This is a genomic window from Citrobacter sp. Awk 2 (assembly GCF_028069815.1).
GTDB lineage: Bacteria > Pseudomonadota > Gammaproteobacteria > Enterobacterales > Enterobacteriaceae > Citrobacter.
This window is the reverse complement of the sequence record NZ_JANEWL010000170.1, coordinates 1-4,491: the sequence shown is the minus strand read 5'-3', so window position 1 is coordinate 4,491 and position 4,491 is coordinate 1. Positions and strand designations below refer to the sequence as shown.

At 41.9% G+C, this 4,491-nt stretch carries 3 protein-coding genes; 1 reads left to right on the top strand and 2 read right to left on the bottom strand.

What is annotated here, in order from left to right; all coding sequences use genetic code 11:
* Positions 1 to 80 precede the first annotated feature (80 nt).
* Positions 81 to 1,793: an aryl-sulfate sulfotransferase gene (locus NNO02_RS22670; RefSeq protein WP_271442851.1), complete on the top strand. Its 1,713-nt coding sequence runs from the start codon at positions 81 to 83 to the stop codon at positions 1,791 to 1,793.
* A 63-nt stretch (positions 1,794 to 1,856) separates the two neighbouring features.
* On the opposite strand, the gene NNO02_RS22665 is transcribed toward NNO02_RS22670, so the two are convergent.
* Both NNO02_RS22665 and NNO02_RS22660 read right to left on the bottom strand, forming a co-directional pair.
* Positions 1,857 to 3,431 carry a bifunctional metallophosphatase/5'-nucleotidase gene (locus tag NNO02_RS22665; RefSeq protein WP_271442852.1) on the bottom strand — a complete coding sequence of 525 codons (1,575 nt, stop codon included), beginning with the start codon at positions 3,429 to 3,431 and terminating at the stop codon, positions 1,857 to 1,859.
* 100 nt (positions 3,432 to 3,531) lie between these two features.
* On the bottom strand, positions 3,532 to 4,290 hold the full coding sequence (locus NNO02_RS22660) for an outer membrane protein OmpK (protein WP_271442878.1): 759 nt from the start codon (positions 4,288 to 4,290) through the stop codon (positions 3,532 to 3,534).
* Positions 4,291 to 4,491: the final 201 nt, after the last annotated feature.

Genomic DNA, 4,491 nt, shown 5'->3' with positions numbered 1-4,491 from the left:
GTTTCTATCTTATTATTTTTGAAACGTCGGTATTATGTTGCTGACAAGAAATGAATACTATTTTATGGAAAGGTGGAAATATGAACATCAATAAGTTATCTATCAGCCAGCCAGCTCCTCGCACACCCATTAATCAACAAATTGACGTTGATAATGCGATGGTACTTTCACATAATGCAATCTATCAAAGTCTGCTCGCGGCAGTGACGGACGCGGATAGCTATGAGAATCCATTAATTACTTTAGATCCTTATGGAACTGCGCCTTTAAGTCTTTATTTAGGGATATGGGGGGCACTGAATGAAGATATAACGGTTACTGTTCAGGATAGTAAGGAGAGCACCGTTGCCGTCTCATGGACATACAGCATGCAAACTGGCGCTAACCTGGTTCCTGTTTCGGGGTTAGTTGCTGGCGAAGATAATATCGTTACCTTGATCTCCGGCACGCAGATTGTCGGGCAATACACGGTAACGCCTGCAGCATTACCGCCATCGGATTCTGCGGATATTACTCTTGGCTTCCCGGTTATTACTGTAACCAAAGCCGTTGATGAATCTTCATTAGTGGCTGATGGCCTTTATTTCTCTACGTATTTTGACCGTTATAATCTGGCATTTGACCAATATGGTATCGTTCGTTGGTATGTTTCTCAGGAGATTCCTTCCTACAATTTTGTTCGAATGGACAATGGACATTTTCTGGCGACATCACAGGGTATCAATCATTGCCTGGACATGTATGAATTTGATGTAATGGGACGAGTGTATACGGTCTATCTGCTTGATAATGAGTTTCATCACTCTATTCTGCCATTAGAGAACAATCTTGCTATTGCTCCCTCGGAGTATACCAATGGACGCCCTGACGATTATTCAACAGGCAAGGATGGTGTTTCCATTATCGATCTGACTACCGGACTTGAAGTCGCTTATTATGATATGTTGAAAGTGATGGACTATTCACGTTCTCCACGCCCATCGGGAAGTGCGCCAGGCCAATCTGTGACGATGGATGATTGGTTGCATATCAACCAAAGCTATATTAATACGACGAACAATTTGCTGGTTTCATCCGGGCGCCACCAAAGTTCTGTTTTTGGGGTTGATGTTGAGTCGGGGCAATTGCGCTTTATTATGGCAGATCACGAGGACTGGGCCTCTGACTTTGAAGAATATCTACTTACCCCAGTTGATGAATCAGGTAATCCGTTGTTTGATTTTTCTACTCAGGAAGGAATTGATTCAGCGAACAGTGATTTCTGGACATGGGGTCAGCATAATATCGTTGAAATCCCAAATACAGAGAGTGGTATTCTGGAGTTCTTAGTGTTTGACAATGGAAATTACCGTTCCCGGGATGATGCCAAAAGTTTGCTACCGATTGATAATTTTAGCCGGGTGGTTCAGTTTAGAATCGATCTGAATACAATGACGGTATCACGTTCGTATGAATATGGTAAAGAAGAGGTGGGAAGCCGGGGATATAGCAGTTTTGTCAGTGCCAAGCATTTACTCAGTAATGGTAATCTGGTCATCCATTTTGGCGCAAGCACTATGGATGAAAATGGTCGCCCTTTATCCGCCCAGCCAGGATATAGTGATATTGTAGATCCGCTGGATGGTAGTCAGGCACTGGGTATGCTGGTACTGCAAGAAATCAATAAGGAAACCAAACAACTGCTGTTCGAGGCAACCGTAACATCGGGCTATTATAAGAATGCTGAAGTCAATGGGGATGATTATCGCTATGATATCTCAGCATTCAGAGTTTATAAATTGCCACTCTTTTAATTAGGTATAGAAAATGCGGCCATTTTATGGCCGCATGATGTTTAACTATTTGAGTCTAAGTCACTACTTGCTAATATCATCGACACGCATGGTGTGATCAGGTGTAATGTTGTTGACATGTTCCATGTAATCAACAATTGCCTGAGCAGTTTGCAGTCCCTTGATATATTTGACATTTTTACCCTTGGTGAAGGTAAACCCACCACCGCCTTTACCAATGAATGAGTCGAGCGCAACAGAGTAGTATTTATTGTCTTCTACCGGCTTGCCTTTAATATTGAATTCAACAATGCGCTGGCCTTGCGGTTTCGTACTGTCATATTTGAATTGTACGGTCTTAGAAGCATGCAGAATACCATTTTTCAGATCGGCCGCATGAGACATAATGGCTTTCAGATCTTTGCCGCTGATATCCATGCTCATCACATCATTGGTAAATGGGTACATGCTCAATACATCACCATAGGTAATATTGCCTTTTGGTAGTTCGGAACGAATACCGCCGGCATTATAGAAGGCAGCATCGGCGTAAGGCACTTTATACAACAATGCATCGGTTATTAAGTTACCTGTCGTTGCTGATTCACCATAGGAGCGGGTCAGAATTTCCGGTGAGTGGGCAACGACGCGGTCAGTAATGGCCTTAACCTTATTATTCCACTCATCAATTTTCGCTTGTGTTTGTGGATCGGGTTTGTAGGTATCTGCATACATCGTGATGAGTTTGCCGTTGTAGCTATCCACTTTTTTCGTTTCAGGGTTCCAGTCAAGTACCAGCTTACCTAATTCAATCGTATAGGCATCAGTAGAGACGACAAGCGTATCTCCGACTTTAATCGGCTCCGGTGTACCCTTATGAGCGTGACCGGTGATAAGCACGTTCAACCCGTAACCTTCAAGCGTTTTAGCCATTTCAACATCGGTCTTCAGCGCGCGAGCAACATCATCATCACCACCACTGGACTGGCGGCCTGGGACGCCTTCATGCGCAAGAAGCACAGTGAGGTCAACTTTTCCCTTTAACTCTTCCAGCTGTTTTTTCACATAAGGAACAGGATCCCGGCAGTCCACACCTTCACGTACACCTGCTGCAATCGCTTCATAAAACGCGGAAACACCGTGCATACCAATAACACCAATTTTTAAGCCATCTTTTTCGACGATGGTATACGGTGTTTTAATCAACGGGTTTTCCGTTCCGCTGTAAAAAACGTTGTCGAGCAGCACCGGAAATTTAAGTTTGCTGAGTTGTGTGACCAAATTCTCATGCCCGTGATCAAACTCATGGTTCCCTACTGAGACGGCATCATAGGGCATAGTATTCAGTATATCGATAATGGCTTCACCTTTGGTTAAGGTGCTGATATACGGTCCGGTAAAATAGTCACCAGCATCAAAGAAAAAAACATCTTTTTCTTTGGCTTTTGCATCTTTAACAATTTTCGAAATGGGCGCAAACCCACCAACTTCACGGGTTTTAGACACATAAGGAATAATTTCTGGAGAGACGTGGGCATGTAAATCATTGGTGTAATAGATTGTGATATCTCGGGCATCAGCGGAGAACGTTACGGCTGATGATAACCCGATACACAGAGAAAGTAATGATACTGAAAATTTCTTTTTCATATTAACCATCCATTTGTTAAATATACAACATCGATCTATGTATAATTTATTGATAAACACATATCTAAGATTAATTGCTAACTATAGAGTTTACTTTTCTGCTGATGAATTAGAATTCAAAACCCACCAGGTAATTCATACGGTCACCATAATCCTGATACCCTAATTTATTATTGAAGTAACGATAGGATACAGAGGCTGTCCAGCGGGGCATAAATTTCCAGGTAAACGTAACGGCACCATTTAGACCCGTTTTCCCACCTTGCTGCTCTGCATAAGCATCATTACGATCCATTTCAACTTCATTCCAGTTTGAAATGGCAAATTTCTCATTAAGCATTTCGAAATTATATGCAGCAACCCAGCCAAGGACATAGCCGTTAAATCCATTAGCCTGACCGTATTTTGCAGAGTTATAGTCGCTGGATAAATTATGTATCGCGACATAAGGTTTGATAAACCATGATTTCTCTACCAGACCCAGGTAGCCTACCCCATACATCATGTTCAACTCATCACCAAATTTGTTTTCCATCGACATATAAAGTTTAGTCATTAACGTAAAATCAGACCCTTCTATCGGACGATAATGTCCAAGAAATTGAGTCGTATGGTTACGTCCTTCTACTGGATGGTTGAGTACATTCATTTCGTAAAATGAGGCGAATTCACCTCTATCAAAAACAGCGCCGAAATCAGCAACAGCTTTCCATACTTCACCTCGATCGACGTTTACAAATCCTTTATTCCAATCACCGTAGCCGAGGCTAATCTTTCCATAGACGCGTTTTAGTTCAGCAGAATGGCTATTGAAGGTGGATAAGATAACGCATGCAGCAAGTAGACTCTTAATATATATTTTATTCATGCTCAACTCCATGAGGTAAAGATACTAATAATGTGCGGAAAAAATGAGAGTCTATTGATTGGGGGTTTATTCGTGAGTGATAGATGTCGCAAAAATGTCAGTGATTGAGTGTTAACGGTGCCAGGTGTCAATTAGTGTTGTTTTTTAAATGGCAACTTGATGTTTTTTGAAAGTGTTCAGTGTTACAACAGTAACATGGAT